General features: G+C 40.6%; 24 protein-coding genes, 1 tRNA gene and 3 pseudogenes. 12 read left to right on the top strand and 16 right to left on the bottom strand.

The window, feature by feature from the left end:
- Positions 1-25: 25 nt before the first annotated feature.
- On the bottom strand, positions 26-331 hold the full coding sequence (locus tag TOL9009_RS0135825; protein WP_029638333.1) for a CRISPR-associated protein Csx3: 306 nt from the start codon (positions 329-331) through the stop codon (positions 26-28).
- Positions 332-598: 267 nt separating this feature from the next.
- Between TOL9009_RS0135825 and TOL9009_RS41650 the strand changes: the two genes are divergently transcribed.
- From TOL9009_RS41650 to TOL9009_RS50670, 5 genes and pseudogenes are all read left to right on the top strand, one after another.
- Positions 599-739: an element excision factor XisI family protein gene (locus tag TOL9009_RS41650; RefSeq protein WP_038298612.1), complete on the top strand. Its 141-nt coding sequence runs from the start codon at positions 599-601 to the stop codon at positions 737-739.
- A gap of 514 nt (positions 740-1,253) precedes the next feature.
- The gene (locus TOL9009_RS0135835) at positions 1,254-1,673 is read left to right on the top strand and encodes an element excision factor XisH family protein (protein ID WP_029638336.1); all 420 of its coding nucleotides are present in this window, start codon (positions 1,254-1,256) and stop codon (positions 1,671-1,673) included.
- Positions 1,661-1,996: a XisI protein gene (locus tag TOL9009_RS0135840; RefSeq protein WP_029638338.1), complete on the top strand. Its 336-nt coding sequence runs from the start codon at positions 1,661-1,663 to the stop codon at positions 1,994-1,996. Before TOL9009_RS0135835 ends, TOL9009_RS0135840 begins: the two co-directional genes overlap by 13 nt.
- A 307-nt stretch (positions 1,997-2,303) precedes the next feature.
- Positions 2,304-2,780, top strand: a complete 477-nt coding sequence (locus TOL9009_RS41655; protein WP_084763455.1) for a XisI protein — start codon at positions 2,304-2,306, stop codon at positions 2,778-2,780.
- A pseudogene (locus TOL9009_RS50670) lies at positions 2,759-2,935 on the top strand (HD domain-containing protein); the annotation flags it as partial. The gene TOL9009_RS41655 and the pseudogene TOL9009_RS50670, both read left to right, overlap by 22 nt.
- Positions 2,936-2,972: 37 nt before the next feature.
- On the opposite strand, the gene TOL9009_RS50675 reads toward TOL9009_RS50670, so the two are convergent.
- The 8 genes from TOL9009_RS50675 to TOL9009_RS0135890 form a co-directional block, all read right to left on the bottom strand.
- Complete coding sequence (locus tag TOL9009_RS50675) at positions 2,973-3,239, bottom strand: addiction module protein (protein ID WP_072022217.1); 267 nt, start codon at positions 3,237-3,239, stop codon at positions 2,973-2,975.
- A 223-nt stretch (positions 3,240-3,462) separates the two neighbouring features.
- Complete coding sequence (locus tag TOL9009_RS0135860; RefSeq protein WP_029638340.1) at positions 3,463-3,762, bottom strand: HAD family hydrolase; 300 nt, start codon at positions 3,760-3,762, stop codon at positions 3,463-3,465.
- Between the two features lie 151 nt (positions 3,763-3,913).
- The gene (locus tag TOL9009_RS0135865; RefSeq protein ID WP_029638342.1) at positions 3,914-4,252 is read right to left on the bottom strand and encodes a type II toxin-antitoxin system PemK/MazF family toxin; all 339 of its coding nucleotides are present in this window, start codon (positions 4,250-4,252) and stop codon (positions 3,914-3,916) included.
- Entirely contained in the window at positions 4,252-4,488 is a 237-nt protein-coding gene (locus TOL9009_RS0135870; RefSeq protein WP_029638344.1) for a hypothetical protein, read from the bottom strand. Before TOL9009_RS0135870 ends, TOL9009_RS0135865 begins: the two co-directional genes overlap by 1 nt.
- A 122-nt stretch (positions 4,489-4,610) precedes the next feature.
- Positions 4,611-5,555, bottom strand: a complete 945-nt coding sequence (locus tag TOL9009_RS0135875) for a GDP-L-fucose synthase family protein (protein WP_029638346.1) — start codon at positions 5,553-5,555, stop codon at positions 4,611-4,613.
- A 25-nt stretch (positions 5,556-5,580) separates the two neighbouring features.
- Positions 5,581-6,660 carry a GDP-mannose 4,6-dehydratase gene (gmd, locus tag TOL9009_RS0135880; protein WP_029638348.1) on the bottom strand — a complete coding sequence of 360 codons (1,080 nt, stop codon included), beginning with the start codon at positions 6,658-6,660 and terminating at the stop codon, positions 5,581-5,583.
- Between the two features lie 572 nt (positions 6,661-7,232).
- A complete protein-coding gene (locus TOL9009_RS0135885) occupies positions 7,233-7,994 on the bottom strand; it encodes a sugar transferase (RefSeq protein WP_029638350.1) in 762 nt (253 codons plus the stop codon).
- 112 nt (positions 7,995-8,106) lie between these two features.
- A complete protein-coding gene (locus tag TOL9009_RS0135890) occupies positions 8,107-9,252 on the bottom strand; it encodes a glycosyltransferase (RefSeq protein ID WP_029638352.1) in 1,146 nt (381 codons plus the stop codon).
- Between the two features lie 290 nt (positions 9,253-9,542).
- Here TOL9009_RS0135890 and TOL9009_RS0135895 point away from each other — a divergent pair, with 290 nt between their 5' ends.
- The 3 genes and pseudogenes from TOL9009_RS0135895 to TOL9009_RS0135905 all read left to right on the top strand — a co-directional run bounded on the left by TOL9009_RS0135895 (position 9,543) and on the right by TOL9009_RS0135905 (position 11,873).
- The gene (locus TOL9009_RS0135895) at positions 9,543-10,496 is read left to right on the top strand and encodes an NAD-dependent epimerase/dehydratase family protein (protein ID WP_029638354.1); all 954 of its coding nucleotides are present in this window, start codon (positions 9,543-9,545) and stop codon (positions 10,494-10,496) included.
- A gap of 352 nt (positions 10,497-10,848) precedes the next feature.
- Positions 10,849-11,067: pseudogene (locus TOL9009_RS44175) on the top strand (RNA-guided endonuclease TnpB family protein); the annotation flags it as partial.
- A 224-nt stretch (positions 11,068-11,291) separates the two neighbouring features.
- Positions 11,292-11,873: a YdcF family protein gene (locus tag TOL9009_RS0135905; RefSeq protein ID WP_038298314.1), complete on the top strand. Its 582-nt coding sequence runs from the start codon at positions 11,292-11,294 to the stop codon at positions 11,871-11,873.
- Positions 11,874-11,907: 34 nt separating this feature from the next.
- On the opposite strand, the gene TOL9009_RS0135910 is transcribed toward TOL9009_RS0135905, so the two are convergent.
- Positions 11,908-12,816, bottom strand: a complete 909-nt coding sequence (locus TOL9009_RS0135910) for an Rpn family recombination-promoting nuclease/putative transposase (protein ID WP_029638361.1) — start codon at positions 12,814-12,816, stop codon at positions 11,908-11,910.
- A gap of 88 nt (positions 12,817-12,904) precedes the next feature.
- Between TOL9009_RS0135910 and TOL9009_RS41665 the strand changes: the two are divergent.
- Positions 12,905-13,123: pseudogene (locus TOL9009_RS41665) on the top strand (YdcF family protein); the annotation flags it as partial.
- Positions 13,124-13,365: 242 nt separating this feature from the next.
- Here TOL9009_RS41665 and TOL9009_RS0135920 read toward each other — a convergent pair.
- From TOL9009_RS0135920 to lipA, 4 genes are all read right to left on the bottom strand, one after another.
- Complete coding sequence (locus TOL9009_RS0135920) at positions 13,366-13,626, bottom strand: hypothetical protein (RefSeq protein WP_029638365.1); 261 nt, start codon at positions 13,624-13,626, stop codon at positions 13,366-13,368.
- A 160-nt stretch (positions 13,627-13,786) separates the two neighbouring features.
- Positions 13,787-14,314 carry a CDP-diacylglycerol--glycerol-3-phosphate 3-phosphatidyltransferase gene (gene pgsA / locus TOL9009_RS0135925; RefSeq protein ID WP_029638367.1) on the bottom strand — a complete coding sequence of 176 codons (528 nt, stop codon included), beginning with the start codon at positions 14,312-14,314 and terminating at the stop codon, positions 13,787-13,789.
- Positions 14,311-14,493, bottom strand: a complete 183-nt coding sequence (locus tag TOL9009_RS46630) for a hypothetical protein (RefSeq protein ID WP_144238466.1) — start codon at positions 14,491-14,493, stop codon at positions 14,311-14,313. Before TOL9009_RS46630 ends, pgsA begins: the two co-directional genes overlap by 4 nt.
- Positions 14,483-15,364 (bottom strand): lipoyl synthase, encoded by an 882-nt coding sequence (gene lipA, locus TOL9009_RS0135930; RefSeq protein ID WP_029638369.1) that lies wholly within the window; start codon positions 15,362-15,364, stop codon positions 14,483-14,485. Before lipA ends, TOL9009_RS46630 begins: the two co-directional genes overlap by 11 nt.
- Before the next feature lie 181 nt (positions 15,365-15,545).
- Between lipA and TOL9009_RS0135935 the strand changes: the two genes are divergently transcribed.
- Positions 15,546-15,619: transfer RNA gene (locus TOL9009_RS0135935), tRNA-Pro, on the top strand.
- A 36-nt stretch (positions 15,620-15,655) separates the two neighbouring features.
- Here the strand turns inward: TOL9009_RS0135935 and TOL9009_RS0135940 are convergent.
- Complete coding sequence (locus TOL9009_RS0135940; protein ID WP_029638371.1) at positions 15,656-16,735, bottom strand: S1 family peptidase; 1,080 nt, start codon at positions 16,733-16,735, stop codon at positions 15,656-15,658.
- A gap of 181 nt (positions 16,736-16,916) precedes the next feature.
- Here TOL9009_RS0135940 and TOL9009_RS0135945 point away from each other — a divergent pair, with 181 nt between their 5' ends.
- Positions 16,917-18,104 carry an RNA-guided endonuclease InsQ/TnpB family protein gene (locus TOL9009_RS0135945; protein ID WP_029638374.1) on the top strand — a complete coding sequence of 396 codons (1,188 nt, stop codon included), beginning with the start codon at positions 16,917-16,919 and terminating at the stop codon, positions 18,102-18,104.
- Between the two features lie 53 nt (positions 18,105-18,157).
- Here the strand turns inward: TOL9009_RS0135945 and TOL9009_RS0135950 are convergent, their stop codons facing one another.
- Positions 18,158-19,501 (bottom strand): AAA-like domain-containing protein, encoded by a 1,344-nt coding sequence (locus TOL9009_RS0135950; protein ID WP_029638376.1) that lies wholly within the window; start codon positions 19,499-19,501, stop codon positions 18,158-18,160.
- 378 nt (positions 19,502-19,879) lie between these two features.
- Here TOL9009_RS0135950 and TOL9009_RS41670 point away from each other — a divergent pair, with 378 nt between their 5' ends.
- Complete coding sequence (locus TOL9009_RS41670) at positions 19,880-24,106, top strand: WD40 domain-containing protein (protein ID WP_051503214.1); 4,227 nt, start codon at positions 19,880-19,882, stop codon at positions 24,104-24,106.
- Positions 24,107-24,266: the final 160 nt, after the last annotated feature.

The raw sequence follows: 24,266 nt of genomic DNA on the forward strand, positions 1-24,266 counted from the left end.
ATAAACCCTAATCCAAAATCCAAAGTTAATCAATCAAGTCTCCCAGATTATACGCAGGGTTATGTGTGACGCATATCACGAATTTGCCTAATTTTGGGTCAAATACTGCGATCGCACCGTAAAGATGGCAGAGTCGATGTGCCAAAACAAAGGCTACAGGAATGGATGTGGGACCATTGATTTTCAGTAGTTGTCCTCCCCGTAGTTTGCCAGATTTTGCCATTTCTTCTAGTCGTGCGGCTGCATCTTTGACAATTTGCTCGTTTGATGCAGGTTCGCCAAAGTTGACTTCTAATATGTCTTCGTTTAACTCGATGTTGTAAGTAGTCATTGGTTTACCTTGTTGCATGGATACATCATACACCCGGCGGAATAAGCCTCTTCCAAATCTGCGAAAGACGCAACTATTCCTGAAGCTTCAGGATAAAATTGAAGTAATAGTCAAATTAAGTTTAAGTCTCAGGAAAAGCCTAATGGCAAAAGACCGATTTCACGATGCAGTTAGAATAGACATCTGATAGAAAAGACGTAGAGACGCGAAATTTCGCGTCTCTACAAGGATTCTGGTTAATGCATAATTAATTTTCGGAGTTGTCCAATGGCTGTAGAAGAATATCGGCAAATTATCCAACAGTTAATTTTAGAACGCGCAGAACGCCCATCTCCATTACCGGAAATCGAAAAACAAGCCATTCTTGATACAGAACGTGACCATTATCTTTTATTACACAGTGGTTGACTGTCTATGCAGATGGGTGTAATTTTTTTCATAGTGAAAAATCTATTGTCAAACAAATCGACACCACTCGCCCGAACCTAAACCGCATAACTTCGTTGACTGGTGTCGATACCTTGTGTAGTAAGGTTTCCAGGCTGCAAAATCGACAAACTTTTGACAGTTTTTTGTCATTTTTCAAAGTGGTGTCGATTAGGGCATCTGAAACTCCCTCGCAGTAAGGGTTCCAAAGGTGAACTCTTTACAACTACCTCGCCCCGAAAGGGGATGGAAACCAGATGTTTTGCTGCTTTGGAACTCTTTGATCCGATACTTTACAACTACCTCGCCCCGAAAGGGGATGGAAACTTTAAATAAAAATCTGTTGTCTCTTGCAACTTGTCCTTTAGAAATGCTGTTACCCTAACGGGGATGAAATCCAGCAAAGAAAAAACCAAGAGAATTAAGCTGAATAATATAGAGTAATTTGTTAGACTAAAGCTATATTTTAGGAAGTAAAAGTTAAACTTCTAAACTCATGCCAGCTAGAGACCTCTACCACAATGCAGTTATCAACGCACTGTTAGCAGATGGCTGGAAAATTACCCATGATCCTTTTTATCTAGCCTATGGTGGTAGGGAAGTTTATATTGATTTAGGAGCAGAAAAAGTTACTATTGCCGCAGAGAAAGAATCTGAAAAAATTGTAGTAGAAATTAAAAGTTTTCTTCGTCCTTCCCCAGTAACTGACTTACAAGAAGCTGTAGGAGTTTATGAAATATATCGCAGTCTTTTAAAAGAACTACAACCAGAACGTAGACTATATTTAGCAATTGCGAAACGCGCATATGAAGGAATATTTACGGAGCGGTTTGGTCAATTAATATTGGAAAATTTGAATTTGAAACTAATTGTTTTTGACGAAAAAGAGCAAAGGATTTTGACATGGATAAATTAACAAAATATCGTGAAATCGTTCGTCAATTAATCTTAGAACACGCAACTCATAAACCCGCGAATGGCGAAATTGAACCAAAACCAGTGATTGATTCAGAAAGAGACCATTATGAGGTGATGCATATAGGTTGGGATGGTGTTCGTCGGGTACATGGTTGTTTGATTCATATAGATATTATCGGAGAAAAAGTTTGGATTCAGTATGACGGAACTTCTACCCCTATTGCGGAAGAATTAGTTGAAGCGGGTATTCCCCATGAAGATATTGTTTTAGGTTTTCATCCATTAGAACTGCGACAGTATACTGATTTTGCAGTTTCCTAGTTCTAGCTTGACTATGCCAGCAAAAGATAGACATCTCCAGAAAAGAAAAAACCCCTGAGAAAAGGTTATAGTCCGTTTTAACTGATATCTTGCACCAATCCCAACAACCGCCTTAGAATGAATTCTAAGGCTAATAGCTAAAGTCGTCTTTAGACGACTAAGTAAGGCTTTCAGTCAGTTTTAACTAACTTTAGCTATAAACTGTGGAACTTCAGTTCTGGACGATTTCTGTGTAGAACGAAATAGCCCTGACTCAAAATAACCTTTTATTAAGAGTTGTGGATACAGAAAAGGAGGAAGTTCGGCAATGGATAAACTAGAACAATACCGCAGCGCAATTAAAAATATATTGAGCGAATACTATGAGATAACTATTGCTCAATCTGGTGCAACAGAAGGGTTTGAAGCAAGCGATCGCCTAGCTTTTGATGAAAAACACGACCAATATCTCTGGTTTCGCTTTGGTTGGCACGAAAAAAAGCGAATACAGCATATTATTATATATCTATGCATCAAAAATGGGAAAATTTGGGTGGAAGAAGATGCAACTAATTTGTGTGTTGTTGATGATTTGCTCTCTGCTGGAATACCTCAAAGTGATATTGTTTTAGGTTTTCATCATCCGAAAAAACGACCTTACTCTAGCGCTAGAATTGGAAATGCGGTTGATTGCGTTGTTTTCCCTGTTTGTATTTATTACTTCCAGCGTGCTGTTTATTTGTGTGGTTATGGGGAAAGTCAAACCCGCGAAAAATTCGGGAAATGTTCGGTGATGAAGTGGTAGAAATTATCGATGGTTGCACAGAATGCGATACCTACCCGAAACCACCTTGGAAAGAACGCAAACGCAAGTATTTAGAAAATCTCCGTCATGCATCCCCATCTGTGCGGTTGGTTTCTCTCGCTGATAAATTGCATAATGCGCGATCGCTACTTCTAGATTGTCGGCAAAATGGCAATGATATTTGGAGTGAATTTAAAGCAGGGAAGGAAGGTACTTTATGGTTTTATCGGGAATTATTGCACATTTATCAAGCAACTGGAACAGATTCGCTGACTGAAGAATTTGCGCGATCGCTTGAAGAACTGAAACAGTATCCCGTCGCTTATGTGCCTCAGTAACCCAAGCAGCCTGAATTGTTGGGTCAGTATCAAATTCCAAGCTTTCCACTATCTTTTCTGCCAAGAGCGCTCTCGACGCACTAGGCAAAGATATAGCAATCCGATTTGATTTCTGAATCACTCGTAGAGGTAAGGGACTGGGGACTGGGGACTGGGGACTGGGAAGGAGGAATAAAAGTGTACTGAGTTTTGTTCAAAAATCAAATATGAGTCCTATAGAATTTATTCTGTCAGTTGCTCAATTGACTGCATAGCTACCCGCAGAATGTTGAATTCTGCTCACAGTGTAACAGCAATCTGACTTAACATGAGCTTGAAGCAATCGTTTGATGAAGCATTTAACTTCATTTCCCAAGTAAACTATCAGCCTGTAACGGATACACATGACACAACCTGCGCCAATCCTGGAATGGCTGATCATCAATCATTACCTCTGGTTTTGGGAGATAGCCGACAAAGCAATCCAAGAGTCCAAATTCTTCTGCTGAAGCACGAGCATACTTGCTACCGCCACTACTCCAACAGTACAATATTGCTCCTTGCGCCTTTAACTGTCGAATCACCCTAATCACACTGGGTATCGGAATCCGCTTTGTACCAACCGATCTTACAAGAGTGTCATCAACATCAACAAAAATAACCACAGTTGCCGTCGCTTACTTATATGAGCTTTTCTAAAATAAAAGTTTATTTTATTTTTAATTTTAAATTATTGACTGACACTTTATCTACATTGATAACCGTAAGTCAAATGATTGGTAAGCTAAAAACCCTACTTAACAACTGCAACGAAGTTCACAGTCCAAGAACCACTCGAAGACCCTCTTCAACTAGCAACATAACATGGTCACTAACTTGACTCACCTGTTCGATTAAAAACGATTTATCTACAGTTATTATTTGTGAAACATTTACAACAGAATCTTGTGGCAAACCTGTTTCATCAGATCTAACTAAAACGTTACCTGGAGCTTCAGCCAACCGAAGGTTGCTAGTCATTACAGCTACAATTACAGTGCGAATTCGGCTACGGTTAAAGTCATCAGATTGAATAACTAGAACTGGTCTACGATATCCTGGTTCAGAAGCAACTGGCGTTGGCAGATCTGCCCACCAAATTTCACCTCGCTGCATTACCAAGTTTCCTCTGGCAATGTGTGGATTTGTAGTTTAACTAAAAATGGGTCAAGACTGCTATCTTCATCGGCATACACAGCATCTAACTGCTCCGTAATGCGATCGCCACGATGAACTTTTAAGTATTCTTGGAGCGCTATAGCATACAGTTCGCTTCGAGATAGCCCCATTCGCTTTGCAAAGTTTTCCGCTGCTTCAAAAATAGTATCTGGTATTGAAATAGCTGTTTTCATTGCCATAGTATAACTAAAGTTATACCATGATGTTACCACTTCTAATCAAAGAACTTAAATCAATTTTAATCAGCCGACGTACTGTTGTAAATTATTGAAGGTGGGCAATGCCCACCCTTTAATTATGCAGCGTGTTGACGATACCACTCGATGGTATTTTTCAGCCCCTGCTTAAAGTCTACTTGAGCGGTGAAACCAAAGGCTTGTTTCGCCCGTTCAGTATCCAAACAGCGACGGGGTTGACCATTTGGCTGGTTAGTTTCCCAGACAATTTCGCCATCAAACTCCATCAATTCGCAAATCAGATTAATCAAATCGCGGATGGAGATTTCATAACCGGTTCCCAAGTTAACGGGTTCAAAATCGTTGTATAATTGAGTACCCATAATAATGCCCCGCGCTGCATCTTCAGAATAAAGAAATTCGCGAGTAGGACTACCATCACCCCAAACTGGAAGTTTCTTTTGTCCCTGAATTTGTGCTTCATGAACTTTGCGAATTAACGCTGGGATGACATGGGAACTACTGGGGTCAAAGTTATCTTCTGGTCCGTATAAATTTACTGGCAGAAGATAAATGCCATTAAAGTTATACTGCTGACGGTAAGCTTGCAGTTGAACTAAAAGCGCTTTTTTGGCAACTCCGTAGGGAGCGTTGGTTTCTTCTGGGTAGCCATTCCAAAGATCATCTTCTTTGAATGGTACTGGAGTAAATTTAGGATATGCACAAATAGTGCCAACACAAACAAATTTTTCGACTCCAGCTTGATAAGCAGCGTGAATTAACTGTGTACCCATCATCAAGTTGTCGTAGAACAACTCTGCGGGTTTTTCACGGTTGAGACCGATACCGCCAACGTGAGCTGCTAGGTGGATAATAATGTCTTGTTGGTCAGCTGCGCGTTGGCAATTTTCCCAGATACGTAAATCGCAGTCAAGCGATCGCGTAACTGTAATTTTCTGGCGATCGGCTCCAGCTTTACACAGCTTCTCTATTACCTGACGCCCCAGAAATCCAGCCCCACCAGTAACGAGAATTCGTTTATTTTTAAGTTCTAAGGCGGTCATATTTTTCTCCTTATCGGTGTGTTAATCAGAAGTGGAGAACACCCAGTTCTTGACGAACAGTAGCAATATCATGAGGCATTTGCGAACCATGTCCATTTGGTGAAGTGCAACCGAGTGCTTGCAAATCCGCTTCCATCATCAGTGATACCAACTGGTTAAATGTTACCGATGGTTCCCAGCCTAACTTTTGCCGTGCCTTGGTAGAATCGCCGATTAACAAGTCTACTTCAGATGGTCGCAGATAACGTTGGTCAAACTCAACATAATCTTCCCATTTCAGGTTCACATAACCAAACGCTAGGTCTAGAAACTCGCGCACTGTATGAGTTTCATTCGTGGCAATTACATAATCGTCTGGCTGGTCTTTTTGTAACATGAGCCACATTGCCTTTACGTAATCTTTGGCGTAGCCCCAATCCCGTTTAGAATCAAGATTGCCCATGTAAAGTTTTTTCTGCTTACCTGCAAAAATCTTGGCGACTGCCATTGTAATCTTGCGCGTTACAAATGTTTCACCCCGTCTGGGCGATTCATGGTTAAACAGAATGCCATTACAAGCAAACATGTTGTAAGATTCGCGGTAATTCACCGTTTGCCAGTGAGCGTAAACCTTAGCACAAGCATAGGGACTGCGGGGGTAAAACGGTGTTGTCTCGTTTTGTGGCACAGCTTGTACCAAACCATACATTTCCGAAGAACCTGCTTGGTAGAATCGCACTCGAATACCAGTGCGATGTTGATAGTCGCGAATCGCTTCCAACAAACGCAGAGTTCCCATTCCGACTGCATCCACCGTGTATTCCGGTGAATCAAAACTTACCCGTACATGAGATTGAGCGCCCAGGTTGTAAATTTCTATAGGCTGGACTTCTTCTAAAATGCGGCGTAGTGTGGTACCGTCTGTCAGGTCTCCGTAGTGAAGAAATAACCGCACTCCCTCTTTATGAGGGTCTTCATAAATGTGATCGATGCGGTCTGTGTTGAAAGTAGAAGTCCGGCGAATAATACCATGAACTTCATAACCTTGATCTAGCAAAAACTCACTCAGATATGAACCATCTTGACCAGTAATACCAGTAATTAACGCTCGCTTTTGTTGGGTCATGCTCAATTATCCCTTGTCGTTTTTGATTAAATAAATACAGGCAAACTGATACAACGTAGCAGTTAATTGCTCAATTGCCTAATGGGAAACCTACGAATTTCGTTGGCATTGGTGCTAAAAAATTAAGTAAGAATACTTAAGATTCAGTATTTTTACGTTATTCCCCTTACTCTTATTCAGCAGACTTGACCTAATTCTGTATAATTTTTTCATCTTTACCAAAACTTTATAAAAATTTCAGAAGGCAGAAGGCAGGAGGCAGAAGGCAGAAGGCAGAAGGCAACCCACCCTTACTCATAGTGGGATTGAAACAAGGACGTTTTATACCGTCCGTGCAAGCCATCTTGAGTATAATTATTTGTTTCAACTGGGCTTTAAACCCACAAAGTAAGTTTTAATTGATACTCCTAACATAAGTGCCTTCTGCCCTCGAACTTCTGCCTTTCTTGTAATTTTTGTTAAAATACAATGAAGTTTAACAATTCAAAATTAAAAATCCCACATGCTCATAGCTGTGGGATTTTGTAGGCTTTTGATTTGTTTACTTTTGGGTTGACAAAACAATTAGCTTATCAATACGCACCGTTATTTTTTGGAATAACCACAACACCAACAGTTTTCAAGATGATCCATAAATCGAGCCAAAGATTGCCAAATTTAACATAATGTAGGTCTATTTGAACTCTCCGAGGGTAGGGAATGTCATTGCGCCCTGAAACTTGCCACAATCCCGTAATTCCAGGTCGGATAGTTAAAACTTGATCGATCGCAGACCCGTATTTTGGCAGTTCTTCCTCTACTAAAGGTCGCGGACCAACAACACTCATATCCCCTTTTAAAACGTTCCAAAATTGAGGAAACTCGTCTAAGCTGGTAATTCGCAAGAATCGACCAATTTTTGTGATTCTGGGGTCATGTTTGAGCTTAAAACTAGTCTCAAACTCTTGTCGCAATTCCGGTGATGTTTCCATCATTTGCATGAGAACTTCGTCAGCATTACTCACCATTGTTCGGAATTTAATACAATTAAATGGCTTGTAGTTTTTGCCAACTCGCTCCTGTATATAAAAAATTGGTCCTTCTGAGCTAGAAGCAATCAGTAAGGTCAGAACCAAATAAACAGGCGAAAACAATATCAGTACTAACAGCGAAAACAAAATGTCGAACAGTCGCTTGGCAAACTCTCCGTTTAAACCCTGTAAAGTCAATGCTTTGGGTTTAAATCTAGGTGTCTTGGTTTTTTGACCACCTTTTAAGAAAGTACGCGTAGACGCGCTACCATCTTGCCGTAGGCTTCGCCGCTTGCCGGAGAGGAGTGAGCTCTGGGCAGTCATCATACTCCTAAATAATCCACACCACACATAGTCCCAATCTTAAAGCCTTTCGGAGGTGCTTCTGGGGATAATTTTCCAAAAGCTTATAAAACTATCGCAAAAATTAAGACCGTTACTCCAAAGATGGTCTTTTTTCGTTGCACGTATTTAAAAAATCTAGATAATGTTTTGCAAATGTTTGCACATTAAATTGGGCAGCGTGCGATCGCCCATATTCTGGATTAAACTTACCCTCGTATGCTTCAAAGGCTTCTACTGCCTCTACAAGGTCTTTCTGAGTCTGATGAGGGAAGAATATACCCGTCCCTGTACCCACTTCACTAGTGCGAATATCGCGTACAGTTTCTAAAGCACCACCCGCACCATAAGCAATCACCGGCGTACCACAAGCTTGTGCTTCTACCAAGGCAATGCCAAAGTCTTCACAAGCTGCATACACAAACGCTTTGGCACTAGCCATATATTTTTTTACTACATCATCAGGTTGCCAACCCAGTATTTGTATATGAGAATCCGCTATTTCCTGAATTTTTTTCATTTCTGGTCCTGTACCAATTACTACTAAAGGTCGTTGGAGTTGATTAAAAGCTCGGACAATTAAAGATACTTGTTTGTAGCTGACTAACCGGGAAACTATTAGGTAAAAATCCTCTTTGTGAGGAAAAAATGGTAATCCTTCAATATTCACCGGTGGATAAATTACTTTTGCCTCTCGTCGATAGCAGCGCCAAATTCGACGAGCTGTATGCTGTGAGTTAGCAAGAAAATAATCAACCCGATTTGCTGTTAACACATCCCAAAAGCGCAAACGATGCAGTAAATACCGCGTTGCCCATCCTGGTAAACCATTGCCTAACTTACTTGCTTTTAAATAATCAAAAGTCAAGTCCCAGGCATAACGCATAGGACTATGGCAGTAACAAATATGCAACTGATCGGGAGTGGTGAGGATGCCTTTAGCAACGGCGTGGGATGAAGACAAAATTATGTCATACTCCCGTAAATCTAGTTGTTCAATCGCCAGGGGTAAAAATGGCAAGTATTTTTGAACACCATCGCGGGCAAAGGGAAAGTGCTGAAGAAAGGTTGTGCCAATTCGACGCTTGTATAAATAACTTTCAGGATTAGTAGATTCAAAGTCGATCAGGGCATACAAATCAGCATCAATGTGATTCAGAATCTCCCGCACAACGAGTTCTGATCCGCCTGTGGCTTTGGGTGTAAGCCACTCATGAATTAAAGCATATTTCAAGGACACTGCTAACTGTAATTGGTAGAAAACACGCTGCCGTAGTTATAAAGTTAACTAAAAACTTACTGATTGTAATCAATGGGAAGCACCCCACATTCATCAAAAGACGTAATCCTTGGGAAAGTGTTTCCACGTCCGTTGCCGCAACCTGATAACCTCAAATTGGGGACGCTTAAATGGGAATGGCGCTTAGACTCTTGGACTAGAACCTGATAACCTCAAATTGGGGGGATCAGCATTAGAAACATTAACTCCTAGCTGAAGCGCCCTTACTACTGAGATAAATTAGGAGATTTATGCGAATTTTAATTATGGGTGGTACTCGGTTCATTGGTGTCTACCTAACGAAGCTGCTGGTGGAATCCGGACATAAAGTGGTACTGTTCAATCGTGGTAATCGTCCAGTACCCGAACAAGTAGAACAAATTACAGGCGATCGCACTGACGCAACACAACTGAAAGAAAAGTTGTCACCAGAAAACTTTGATGTCATTTTTGACAATAACGGACGGGAACTTACTGATACTCAACCATTGGCGGAAATTTTTCAAGACCGCGTGCAACATTTTGTTTACATGAGTTCGGCTGGGGTGTATCTCAAATCAGACCAAATGCCTCATGTAGAAGGGGATGCGGTCGATCCAAAAAGTCGCCACAAAGGTAAGCACGAAACGGAAGCTTTTTTAACACAATCGGGATTGCCTTTTACGTCGATTCGTCCAACCTACATTTATGGTCCGAGTAATTATAACGAGTTGGAAAGTTGGTTTTTTGATAGAATTGTCCGCGATCGCCCGATTCTCATCCCCGGTAATGGGATGCATATCACCCAATTTGGTCATGTAAAAGATTTGGCAAAGGCAATGACTAAGATTGTAGGTAACAAACAGGCGATAGGACAAATTTACAACGTATCAGGCGATCGCTTTGTTACTTTTGATGGTTTAGCTCGTGCTTGTGCTGTTGCAGCTGGTAAATCCTCTGAGTCAGTGAAAATTGTTCATTATGACCCAAAAAAGTTTGATTTTGGCAAACGCAAAGCTTTCCCCATGCGGGTACAGCATTTCTTTGCATCAGTGGACAAAGCAAAGACACAATTGGATTGGCAGCCTGAATATGATTTAATTTCTGGGTTACAAGATTCTTTACAGAATGATTATCTCACATCTGGGCGCGATAAAGCTGAGGTAGATTTTTCTACTGATGAAGAGATTTTGAAAGCGATTGGTGGTGAGGCAGCGCGCTCCTGAGGGTTTCCCCCATGAGCGACTGCCGAACCCGAAGGGTTAGTTGAAGCGTTGGTGCGATCGCGTTTTTCTGGGCTGGTATTATTTCCATTATTCTAGGCGATCCCTAGTTGGGCTACGCCGTTTCCGATTTTCGTTCTTTATAAGAGAGTAGGCTGAAAACCCTTCGGCTTCAGCCAAGGGATGAAAGCCACTTTAAGGCAGGGTTTACCCTGCGGTGATATTTTCTTTTTGTGGTTCGGGTAAAGAATCTATCCATTCATCTACAAGACTACTGATAGTTCTATCCATTTGAGTAGATAATAAGACTAACTTATAATACCTGCGGTCTGTGATTCTACAATTTAATCTTTAAGCAAGACGAAGATATGCTCAAAAACACTTAAAAGTAAATAGGCAACGTAATGAGCATTTTAAGAGAATAGGACGCTGCGTATGCAAAGCTAACGCTTTAGTCGCCTATGAAGATTTAAGTGTTAAGAACATGGTAAAAAATCATTGTCTTGCCAAGTCAATTAATGATGCTGCTTGGTCTACTTTTCGTTGTTGGTTAGAATATTTTGCTGGTAAGTTCATAAGCGCTGAGTCCCAAGGGGACACGCTACGCGAACGCTATCGCCTAAAATTAGGGTTTGCTGATTGTGGTGTAAATACTTTTGTATCGATTTAGTAAATGGCTAGTACCGCAAGGCGGAAGTCACTCATTCAAAAGTTAAAAGTAATATGGAGTAAGCTTTTTAGCGATTGAGAATGGTTGGTTTATTTCCGCGCCCGTTGTACTAGCTTCTACAAAATATTATGAAACGCAAAGTCTCTAAACGCGATCGCTTGAGATTGGTAAGGCTCGTTTTGGCGATCGCATTTATATTAGCTGGTATTATTCCTGGTAGGATAGCGATCGCCTTTTATCAAGCCCCAATACCCCAGGCTATTTTAGTTTTGGGGAGTGCTTCCGAAAGAATGGAATTTGCTGCCCAATTTTGGCACACTCACTCTCATTTAGATATTTGGGTTTCTGATTATGCCTGGAACTTGGATGTGAATCGCCGTATTTTTCAGTCCTTTGGTGTTCCGAATCAGCGGTTGCATTTAGATGGTAGAGCAACGGACACTGTGACTAATTTTACGACCTTGGTAGAAGATTTTGTCAGCCAGAAGTTACAGCATATTTATCTGATTACGTCCGATTATCACATGAATCGGGCAAGAGCGATCGCAAGCATCGTCTTCGGTAGTCAGGGGATTGTGCTTACACCTGTAGAGGTTCCTTCGCAAGGAGACGAGTCAGAAACCCTGGTGCGGGTGTTGCGAGATTGCGGGCGATCGCTTTTGTGGATTTTTACCAATCGAACTGGAGCTAGTTTGAATCCTAAGTTATGAGAATCGCTTCTTTTATATCAATGCCGCCAACACTCTAATTTCCTTGATTGGAACTTTTCATATTTTCTAACTCAGTGAGCGACAAACCAGTAAATTCGCAAATTGTGCGATCGTCAACCAGTCCCAACATCTTTCTGGCGATCTCATAGGTTTTTTCTTGTTTACCCTCCTCACGTCCCTCCTCACGTCCCTCCTCACGTCCCTCCTCACGTCCCTGAGACAAAGCCTTGGTAATTGCTCCCTTCTGATCTTGAATAAAAATCTCGCGTTTCTCTTGATCTTCCAACTCATCCAGGCTGAGATTTGCTTGATTGGCAATGTTAAAAGCTTTTTTAATCTCAGGAATATCATCCATATTCACGGGAATCTCTTGTAAATTTCGCGCATTATTCAAGAAATACAGCCATTTATCGACTATCGTTTCTAATTTCGATAACTGCTTCTGGAATTTTGGCAATTCCACAAAAATTAATTCAATATCGTAAATGGGATAATCGATCAGATAATCTTTCTCTTTTAAAATGAATTTTGAGATCACACTATTCAATTCTGCAAACATGACAAAATCGGTAATTGTTAAGGCAATTACGGGATTTAGCAGGTTATAGCCTTGTCCAGATATTAATTGCGTGGAATAAGATTTAGCCGCATTATATAAAATTCTTTTTTCAAATCCTTCTACATTCAGGACTTGCATTTCAATAATTACAGTGCGTTGCTCACTCGTCTGAGTATCAATAATCTTTGCTTTGATATCTAGATAAGTATCCTTAACGCCGCGAATTTTTGGAGCCAGATAGGGATTGAGGATTTCTAAATCTTGAATGATGTCCTGTTCTTCATAAATTAATGCATTGAGAAAACTAATCAAAATGTCTTTACTATCTTCTGAGCCGAAGATTTTCTTGAAAGCAAAGTCAATCTTGGGATTGATGAAGATCATAAATTTATATTGAAAGCTTGCCTAGCTAATATTATATTCTGGCTTCATCTGCATCTGGCGCGATCGCCAATATAATTACTGGCAGAAGTTACAGCATATTTATCTGATTACGTCCGATTATCACATGAATCGGGCAAGGGCGATCGCAGCCATAGTTTTGGGCAGTCAGGGGATTGTGCTGACACCTGTCGAGGTTCCTTCGCAAGGAGACGAGTCAGAAACCCTGGTGCGGGTGTTGCGAGATTGTGGGCGATCGCTTTTGTGGGTTGTGAGTGGGAGAACGGGAGCTAGTTTGAACCCGCATTTAATGTCAGTAGATCACAAACTTTTTCCCAAAGGGCGATCGCTTACAAATTTTGTAGTCAGTGATACTTTTTATCAGTTACTGTTTAAGCAAGTAGGTAGAGTATCAATAATAATTGCTTATAAACAAGTAGCAACTGAGCTTCTGTCAATTAGCCCGATAGAAGATAAATACCTTCAACAACTTAATATATTTTCTCAACAGCTTGACGGAGGAAGGCTAAGATCTGTTTGAGACTAAATAATTTACGATAAATTAATCTTCCACCTCTTCTCTTTCGATGGTTGAGATGGTTCAAGACATGGGATGATTTTGCTACCTAGAGCTAATACCTCATCGTCGTAAGCACAGTGTTTTGTAGTTTCAACTAAAAAGTCCATTTGAAAACGTTGCCGATCGCAATTTCGCAAAACCTGCATTAACCAAGTTTCCAATCCTCCTCTATCCATCAAACCAACAACATGAAGGATACGAATTTTATCTTTATTTTCAGTAATAGTTCTCATACTTTTTTGAATCGTGTATTAATTAAAACCGCATAAATGACAACTGCCAGACTGCCAATCAATTGCGCGATCGCTCCAATCGCAAATACTAAGGCAGCACCTTGTAGCTTTCAAGAGCATTGCTTTTAGTTACCGAATTTTCTTAGCTTCGCGTCGCTGATTATAAAGCATCATTTAGGCTGCTGCTTTTTTGCGGTAAAAGATAAATTGCCCCAGAAATTAACGTCAAAGCGACAGAAAGCCAAAATGCAACCAGGGTAGGTATCTGCCACACTTGAGGAAGAGGTGCAATTAAAAGGGCGATCGCCACTATTTGACTTACAGTTTTCAGCTTACCCCAAATATTCGCCCCGGTAATTGTAGTTTGATTAACTCGCCAGCCAGCGATCGCTAACTCTCGTCCTAAAATTAAAAATACTCCCCAAGCTGGAACTCGTCCTAACTCAATCAAAACCAGTAACGGTGCCAATACCAGCAATTTATCTACCAACGGATCGAGAAATTTACCCAACTCGCTAATTTGGTTGAGTTTCCGCGCTAAATAGCCATCTAACCAATCAGTCAGCGCAGCAACGAGAAAAATCGCCAAACACACCCATCTCAATTGAGGAGCAGGATTATACAAACCATAAAGCAAAAATGGTATACCCAGAAGGCGAGAAAAAGTAATCCAATTTGGTAGAGTCATCTGAAGGATGAAGTATGAAAAAAGAAAGAATTTAACTGTAGGGTGTGTTGTCGCGGTACGGGCAACGCACCATCAATAGTGTTGAGAATTATTGCTCCTGAGTCAGACACATCCTCAAGGGTTTTCGGCATTTTCCTTATAATGCGATCGCCCAAAACCCAAAAATGCTCATTCGGCACTCACCTTTGGGTATCGCTGCATCAATTCCCTGACTTCTTCCGCATGATATGAGCTTCTTGTCAAGGGGGAGGAAACGACTTGTAAAAATCCAATTTCTTCGCCAAAAGCTTTCCAAGCGTCGAATTGTTCTGGATGAATGAAATTATCGACTTTCAGATGTTTGTGACTGGGTTGGAGATATTGTCCAATTGTCAAGATATCGCAATCGACATCTCGCAAATCTTGCATACAGGCGCGGATTTCCTCGTCGGTTTCACCGAGTCCAACCATGATACCGGATTTGGTGTATATTTGGGGTGCAAGTTGACGCGATCGCCTGATTAATTCCAACGTTCTGTCATAATTACCTTGGGGACGCACTCGCCGATATAAACGCGGAACAGTTTCTGTATTGTGGTTGAGAACTTCTGGAGCAGCTTGCAAAATTACCGCCAAAGCATCCCAATTAGCACACAAGTCAGGAATTAGCACCTCAATTGTAGTCTGAGGTGAAACAGTGCGAATTCCTTCAATACAACCGACAAATTGAGAAGCACCACCATCGGCTAAATCATCCCGGTTTACAGAAGTGATGACCACATGATTTAATTTCATGCGTCTTACTGCTTCTGCTAATCGTGTGGGTTCGGTGGGGTCTAGCGGTTTAGGTTTTTTCTCAAAATCGATATCACAGTAGGGACAAGCGCGTGTACAAGCAGGTCCCATAATCAAAAACGTGGCAGTACCAGCATTGAAGCACTCACCAATATTTGGACAAGATGCTTCTTCGCAAACGGTATTCAGGGCTAAATCCCGCAAAACTTCTTTAACGTTACCGACGCGCTCCCATTGAGGGGCTTTTACCCGCAACCAGTCTGGTTTAACAGTCACAATCCGCTTTTATCGAGATATACATTCGTTTATGTTAGCAAGCTTCCGGCAAGTTGGAAGGAGTGGGGGAATCCTTGGAGACAACGAGAATAATTCTTCTTTCCCCCCATCCCCCTTGTTCCCTAGTTTGTCATTTATTACGGGTCATGTTATGCTGTGATATGGTATGCCATTTTTATGGCGGGATGTAGCGCAGCTTGGTAGCGCACTTCGTTCGGGACGAAGGGGCCGCTGGTTCGAATCCAGTCATCCCGATTTTTGTTGTAGATGACAACATATTGGTGTACTTAGTTAGTTCCCATTAGCAAGTACTTGTTGACATTTTTCAAGGTAATTTTCCACCTCTGAATGTTGGGGAAATAACCGTTTTACTAACTGAAATTTTTGTAATGCTTGAGTGTATTCACCTCGGTAGTAAAATTGTAATGCTTCGCGGTATGTCTGGTTTGCTAATCCCTGTTGATTGCTAATATTGGCAGAGTCGAGAAACTCTTGAATCGTATTACTGGTAAAAATAAAGGTAAAATCATCATTGGGACCAAAGGTGACTAAACCGATAACTTCACCGTCGTCGTTGAGAACTGGACCACCGGAATTACCATTTGGTACGGGGGCAGTAATTTGTAGAACCGGTGTACCGTCTTTCAGGTTTTTCTTAGCAGAAACTTGACCGCGAGTAAAGCTAGCTTCGTAAAAGGAATGCTCGTTAAATACGGGTAAATTTTCAACTAATCCCGGATATCCCACTACCGTTACTGAGTCTAAAAGTTTGACTTGATTAGATTGTGCAAGTTTGAGGGTAGGAGCATTAACGACATTAACTTTGATGATGGAAACATCCTTACCTTCACCTGCGATCGCACCGGAATTAATTATTTCAAAAGGTAGCTGTTCTTGATTTGGTAAATACACTAATTGAATCGGTTTGACTTCAATCCACTTTAATTCTGCTTTGACATTTTCTAATGTTTGTCCGTCAGCTTCAAGTTTTGCGGCTAAATCTTCCTGAAGAATTTGCTGGCAATCTGCTGGGTTTGTAACATGGGCATTGGTGGCAGCGTAACCATTAGGATTAACAAAAAATCCAGAACCGTGACCTGTTATTTGTTCCAAATCATAGATTTTGCCAGTATTGGGTGAGTAAACCTTGGCTTTACAACCAACAACTACCCGAACTACCGATGGTTTGACATCTTCAGCTACCAAGTTGGCTTGCGATCGCTTTTCTGGTTGACTGGAATTAGTTTGTAAGGGTTGTTGGGAAATTTCAATTGTTTGAGATTTGGCTGCTGTGATGGGGAATGTAGCGGAAATAGCAGTAATTGCAGCGAGGGTTCCGAATAATTTAGCCTGAAGTGTTTTGTGTAACATGTGAATTGCCTGTTGAACTCGACAATCCAACTTTCCCCTACGATTATTGATTTATGCCTTGAGAAGTTTGTGTAATTAACGACTTTTATTTTTTATCAGAAAATTGGGTTTAAAACCCCGTCCTAGAAGGACGGCTTTATATTAATCAAACATCTTACAAGATATTTGATATAATGTAAGCATGACACAAAAAGCTTTCAAGTATCGCTTCTATCCGACATCTGAGCAGGAAACCTTGCTGAGACGAACGATGGGTTGCGCTCGGCTTGTCTATAACCGTGCTTTAGCCGCGAGGACTGAGGCATGGTACAAAAGGCAAGAACGAGTTGGGTATGAGGAAAGTTCTAAGATGCTGACTGAATGGAAAAAGAAAGAAGACTTGCAATTTCTCAATCTTGTTAGCAGTGTTCCTTTGCAGCAGGGATTGAGGCATCTTCAGACAGCTTTTAGTAACTTCTTTGCGGGAAGTGCTAAATACCCAAACTTCAAGAAGAAACATAACGGTGGTAGTGCTGAATTTACTAAGTCGGCTTTCAAGTGGAAAGATGGCAAGGTATTCCTTGCTAAATGTCTTGAACCATTGGCTATTCGTTGGAGTCGCCAGTTACCATCATGCGTAGAACCATCCACTATTACGGTGAAGCTCTCGCCTTCTGGACGGTGGACTGTTTCTTTGTTGGTGGATATCGAGATTAAGGCATTACCTAAAACTTCTAATCAGATTGGGTTGGATTTGGGTATTACAAGCTTGATTGCGTTGAGTACAGGTGAAAAGGTTGCTAATCCCAAAAGCTTTAAAGCCAAACGAGCTAAGTTGCGAAAGGCGCAGAAAGCTTTGAGCCGTAAGCAAAAAGGCTCTAACAATCGCCACAAAGCCCGTCTCAAGGTTGCTAAGGTTCATGCTGGAATTAGCGACGCTCGAAATGATTTTCTTCACAAGTTGACGACTCGATTGGTACGTGAAAACCAAACGATTGCGGTTGAGGACTTGGCTGTGAAGAATATGGTTAAGAATCGGAAACTTGCCCTTGCTATCAGTGATGCTAGTTGGGGCGAATTGACCAGACAACTTGAGTATAAGTGTGACTGGTATGGTCGCCAATTCATCAAGATTGATCGTTGGTTCCCAAGTTCTAAGCGTTGTGGGCATTGTGGTCACAACGTTGATAAATTACCTCTGAATATCAGAGAGTGGGATTGCCCTAAGTGCAGCACACATCACGATAGAGATGTTAATGCTGCTAACAATATTTTGGCGGCAGGGCTTGCCGTTTCAGTCTGCGGAGCGAACGTAAGACCTGACAGGCATCAGTCTGAAGGGCAGTTGCGAAACCCCAGTAATGGGAAGAAACAGAAACCTAAGTCGTGAGTCTTAGGAATCACCGTTGCTTTAGCTCGGTGAGGATGTCAACTATTAACTTACTAAAAATTCTGAAAATATTGGCGATAAAGCTCGTTCCGTGGTTTAACCTCATCATTGAACAGATTTACCAAACCGAGGGCTTTTAATTTATACCGGACTGCATCGCTGAATTTTGCTGAACTGGTAGCATTGACAACTTCTTTCATTGCCGTGCCTAATTCGCTTTGTTGTGTCAAAATTAACCCCAGATGTCGCAGATGGTTGCTGTAAATTCCGGTTGTGGTGGGTGCGGTTTCCAGTAGATGAGTTAAGCTGACTTTCTGATAGGCTATTTTATACAAAGCTAAACGTACTAAGAAAGGATGTCCTCCGATCATTGCTCGTAATTGCTGGACTTCTGTATCGCTCCATTGCAGTTGATGACGCTTTGCTAAATCTAGCGCTTGTTCGGGAGTAAATTCTGGTAATTCCACTGGTAAACCCACGTTAAACGGGGATTGGTTGATGTTCATCGGTATGTAAGCTTCAGTGGAATGTACTATGACTAAGCGGAGTTTTTGCCAAATTTCCTGCTGACTTCCCTCTTGATGCATAATCCGCAGAAGTCCGAAAAAGTCTTTATAAATTCCTGGGTATTCAAATAATATCTCTACCTCTTCCAGTGCCAAAGTCAAGGGTTGTTTCAGTTGGGGAAGCAGATATCGCTCGAAATAATCTTTTACTGCAACCTTAGCACCAAAGCTTTGAGCAAATTTCCAATGTGCATCTAGTTTGTTTAGTAGTTCTGCCCCTAAAGCTGGATTCTCTTTGGACAATTCTAAAATAATGCGATCGCAAACCCAGCGCAAAAATGTACTTAAGTTGCTGAAAAATTCCTTCTCCCCTAGCTCAAAGTTGATCACCACCGTTGCGTCACCTTGATTTTTCGCTTCTTGAATAATCCGCATTAGCAGGGAAGATTTACCCATTTTCTGGGGAGCTTTAATACAAATCAGGGAAGCGGGTTTGCGAATTTCCTCAAAACAGTACTTTTCCACAGGGGGACGTTCGACATAAAAGCTGGAAGTCAGCGCTATCAGTCCCTCTGGATATTCTAGATAGTTGCTTGGTGATGGTGCTGGGGTTGGTGCGGTGGTTAATTCCTCAAAATCGTCATTTTCTGCCTCATCTGCTTGTTTTCGCATGGGGGGAGCAGCAATACTTCGCCAATCTTCTATACCCAAAGCTGCACAAATCTTAATAAATATAGGACGGTCAACAGGTTGCAGATTGATAAACTTGCTTACTGTACCTTGGGATATTTCTAAATGGTCAGCTAAATCTTGCTGACTAAGGTATTGTCCATCCAAGCGGTCTATAACTTTTTGCTGGCATTCCTTGCGTACTGCTACTGAGCGAGGCATGGCTAAATTATAAAATAGTTACAAAGTTTAGCTTAAAGGATAAGTGTTTCTGTAGTAAAGTCAATAACAAGTCAATGACAAGTTGATAAGTAATTGATATTCTCTTGCCCTAAATCAGGTGGTGTTGCTGTTTAATGTAACTTACTAGTAGGGTGCGTTACGGGTTTCATCCTAAGAGGATGTTTCAAAAGTATTTTTGCTAACATCTCAGTCTGAAAAACCTAACCCCCCTACCCCCCTTCCCTACAAGGGAATGGGGGTTTCAAAGCCTCTCTCCTTGCAGGAGAGAGGAATGGAAGCGAGGTTTTTAGTATACGTTTTGACTTTTCAAACAACCTCTAACGCACTCTACATATTTTTTCTTTGAGCGGATAAATTATGACGGGAGATTATGAGTATAAAGTTGGTGGCAGTTTACCAGAAAATGCCCCCAGTTACGTATTTAGAAAAGCTGACTCGGAATTTTATCAGTGGCTGAAAGCGGGAGAGTTTTGTTTTGTTTTTAACTCTCGGCAAATGGGTAAAACCAGCTTGCTAAACCAGACAATGAAACGTTTGCAAGACGAAGGTTTCGCTTGTGCCAAGATTGATTTAAATGAAATAGGTAGCGATGAAAGCAACCCCGAACAATGGTATGCAGGTATCGCTTATAATTTAGTTACGAAACTGAAAATTCTGGAAGCACCAGAAGAATTATTGACTTGGTGGAATGAACGCATCAATTTATCTCCCGTGCAGCGACTTGGATTATTTCTAGAAGAGGTAATGCTGCAAAAAGTCAATAGCAATATCATTATTTTTATTGATGAAATCGATAGTATTCTCAGTTTAAAATTCCGCTCCAATGATTTTTTTGCGCTGATTAGAAGCTGCTATGAGAAGCGCACTTTGAATGTTGAATATAATCGCTTGACATTTGCTTTACTTGGTGTTGCTACTCCTAGCGATTTAATTGAAGACAAAAGACGAACACCTTTTAATATTGGTAAGGCAATTCAACTTAACGGTTTTAAAGAAGAGGAAATAAAACCCTTAGCGAAAGGATTGAGGGGTAAGGTAAGCAATATTCAAGAAGTGATGAAAGGTGTTTTAGGTTGGACTGGTGGACAACCTTTTTTGACACAGAAAGTTTGTAAGTTGCTTTTGCAAGAATTATCTACATACTCAAAACGTTACACCCCAGAACCTAACGCTTTAGATTGGGTAGGTAGAGTTGTCAGAAAGCAAATAATTAATAATTGGGAATCCCTGGATGAACCACAACATTTAAGAACGATACGCGAAAGGGTTGTAATTGATGATAGATTTGCTGGTAGTTTGTTGGGTTTGTATCAGCAAATTTTAGAAGATGGTGTAATTGATATTGATGATAGTCCAGAAAAAATGAGGTTGCGTTTGACTGGTTTAGTTGTGGAACAGCAAGAAAAATTGAGGTCTTATAATCCAATTTATGCTAATGTTTTTGATTTAAGTTGGATTGAGAAAGAATTAGATAAATTACGTCCCTATACTGATAATTTTAATGCTTGGGAAGAGAGTGAATATCAGGATGAGTCTTGTTTGTTACGGGGGGAAGATTTAGAAAAAGCTCGTGTTTGGGCTGATGGGAAGAGTTTGAGCGATGCTGATTATAGGTTTTTATCTGCGAGTTTGAATGCTGAATTAAATCAGAAAGTTGCGGAAGCGGAAGGAAGACAAAATAAGGCTTTGGAGGAAGAGAGGAAAGCGAAACAGCGTTTGACGGAGGTGGAAGGAAAGACAAAGAGACAGATTAGTATTGGTTTGATTGTGCTTGCTGTCTCTATTATTGGTGCTGTTGCTGCGTTGATTTTTGCTCGCAGTGCGGAACAACGGCGAATTTTTGCAACATCTCAATTGAATTCTACAAGGTCGGAACTAAGTTCCACAAATTTTGAACTCAGGAAAGCTAGAGAAAATATCAACACACTAATGAGGCAAAAAGAAGAAGGACAAAAAGTACTCGAAACAGCAAATGATAAACAAAAACATGCAGAAAAATACGCAAAACAAGCGGAAAATAAAGCTAAACAAGCAGAAAAAGTCCAAAAAGAAGTGGAAAGCAAAGCTAATCAAGCAGATGATAAATTCTGGAGAGCTAACGCTAATTTACAAACTGCAAATCAGAAATTTGAATTCGCACAACAACAATTTCTAGCGGCAAATAAGAAGGCAAAATCTGCGGAAGAAGAAGCTAAAAATGCCAAAGGAGAACAACAAAAAGCGGAATCTTTAGCTGAAAAAGCTAGAAATAAGCTTGCATCTGCAAAAACAAGCCTAGAAGTAGCACAAAAACAATTAGAAACAGCTAATAAAAACCTTCAACTAGCTCAAACAGCACAAGAACAAGCTCTAAAAGAACTGAAATTAGCCCAGGAAGCTACAAAACTCGAAGTGGCTGGAATCAATATTTTACGAGGATTTGAGTATCAAGAGATAGAATCCTTATTGTCATCTGTTAAGATAGCACAAAATTTTAAAGAATTATTTGGGAATCCACAGTCATTCCAAAAATATCCAATATTCAATCCTTTATTAGCTTTACAAAAAATAATTAATAACATTGATGAAAAAAACAAATTTGATGCAAAACAAGGTAAAGTTAAAAGTTTATCTTGGAGTCCAGATGGCAAGAAAATTGCAACAGCAGGAAGTGATGGGACAGTAAAGCTTTGGAAGGTATCTGGGCAGGAAATATCTGAGTTTAAGGTAGACAAAGAAGGGGTTTACAGTGTTAGTTTTAGTCCAGATGGACGTAATTTGATTACAGTTGGACAAGATGATAGTATTGCCAAGATTTGGGACTTGTCGGGAAAATTCTTGGCTGAATTCAATCATCAAGCATTAGTCAATAGTGTTAGTATTAGCCCAAATGGAAAGCTTCTTGCGACAGCATCAACAGATGGGACTGTCAAAATTTGGACTATTTCAGGGCAGCAATTACAAAAATTTCAGGCTCATAAATACGTAGTTGATTGTGTAAGATTTAGCCTAGATGGACAATCTATTGTTACAACAGGAAGCGATGATGATTATTGGCTTTTGCGATGGCTTTCTCCAAAGGATGATGCACATAATTATGCGCGTTTATGGAATTTATTCGGACAAAAATTAGCTGAATTCAAGGGGCATGATAATAAAATTAATAGTGCAATTTTTAGTCCAGATGGGAAACATTTAGCAACTGCTTCAGATGATGGTACAACTAGACTATGGGATTTAGATGGCAAGAAATTAGGTCAACCTTATAAAGGCAAACAAGGTGCTATTAAAGACCTCAGCTTTAGCCCAGATGGACAATATTTAGCAACAGCAGGAGAACAGGGTAGTGTAAGTATTTTAAGTATCCGTAAGGATATGTCTAAATTACGTAGGAATAAACCCTCGAAGGAAACTAATAATCAATCAAAAGGTATAGCTCGTACATATTATTCTCTTTCAAGGTTTCAACAATTCAAAAAATTTAAAGGACACAAAGGTGCTGTTAATAGTTTGAGTTTTAGTCCTAAAGGAGAGTTTTTAGTCACAGCAGGAGATGATGGTACGGTAAGACTCTGGGCAATAGCAAATAACGAAGAATCTCAATGGGAAAAGAACAAAGCTGGAGGATATTGGGTCACTTTTAGTCCAGATGGGAAATTGTTAGCGACTTCAGGTCGTGGTGGTGTTCAAATTTGGGATTTGTCGGGGCGTTTGTTAGCTGATTTTAAACATCAGAGTGAAACCTGGAGTGTTGCCTTTAGTCCACATGGTAATCGTTTATTTACAGTTGGAGAAGATGGATTAATTAGGGTCTGGAATTTATCCGGGCAATTATTAGCACAATGGAAAGGTCATAAAGATAGAATTTCTTGGGTAAGTATTAGCCCAGATGGAAAGTACCTCGCAACAGCAAGCAAGGATAGTACTGCCAAACTTTGGAATTTATCAGGACAACTATTAGCTGAGTTTAATGAACACAAAGGCGGAGCATCAGCCATAATTTTTAGCCCAGATGGTAAAGGCTTAGTCACTGTAGGAGAAGATGGTTTTGTTAGAATTTGGGGATTATCTGGACAAAAGGTTTTAGAATTTAATAGTCAACAAGGTTTCTTAACTTCGGCAAGCATTAGTCCAGATGGAAAATATATTGCAACTGCGGGAAAAGATACTCGAGTTTGGGATTTTTCTGGTCAGCCGATAGTTACGCTCGACCAGGGTTCTATTTTCAGTAATAATTTTGTAGCTAATGGACAACGTTCTACTCAAGGGGAGGTCTTTAGCTTAAGTTTTAGTCCCGATGGACAGCTAATTGCTACAGGAGGACGTGGAATACTTCAGCTATGGCATATAAAAGGGGGACAATTAGCTGAATATACAATTCCTGGAGAAGTAGGTATTAATAGCATAAGTTTCAGCCCGGATGGTAAGCTAATTACTGCTGTCGGTTCTGGTGATACAGTTCGGGTATGGCGCTTAGAAGGATTAGATGATTTATTAACACGCGGCTGTAACTGGCTAAAAGATTACTTCGTTACTCGTTCAGAGTTGCGTCAGGGTATTTGTCCAGAACAGATACCAGAAACAAGCAAAGCATTGCACCCGTAACAGTTAACAAATTAACAGATATTTTAGCGATTCGCATTTATTTGGTATGGAGTGCGATCGCATTTATGATGTTAGGGAAGTGCGATACTCCGCAGGAGTGGTCTCAATACGGTTCGGTTAAGGGAAATTGTAGGTTGGGTTGAACGAAGTGAAACCCAAC

This window comes from [Scytonema hofmanni] UTEX 2349, assembly GCF_000582685.1.
Lineage (GTDB): Bacteria > Cyanobacteriota > Cyanobacteriia > Cyanobacteriales > Nostocaceae > Hassallia > Hassallia hofmanni.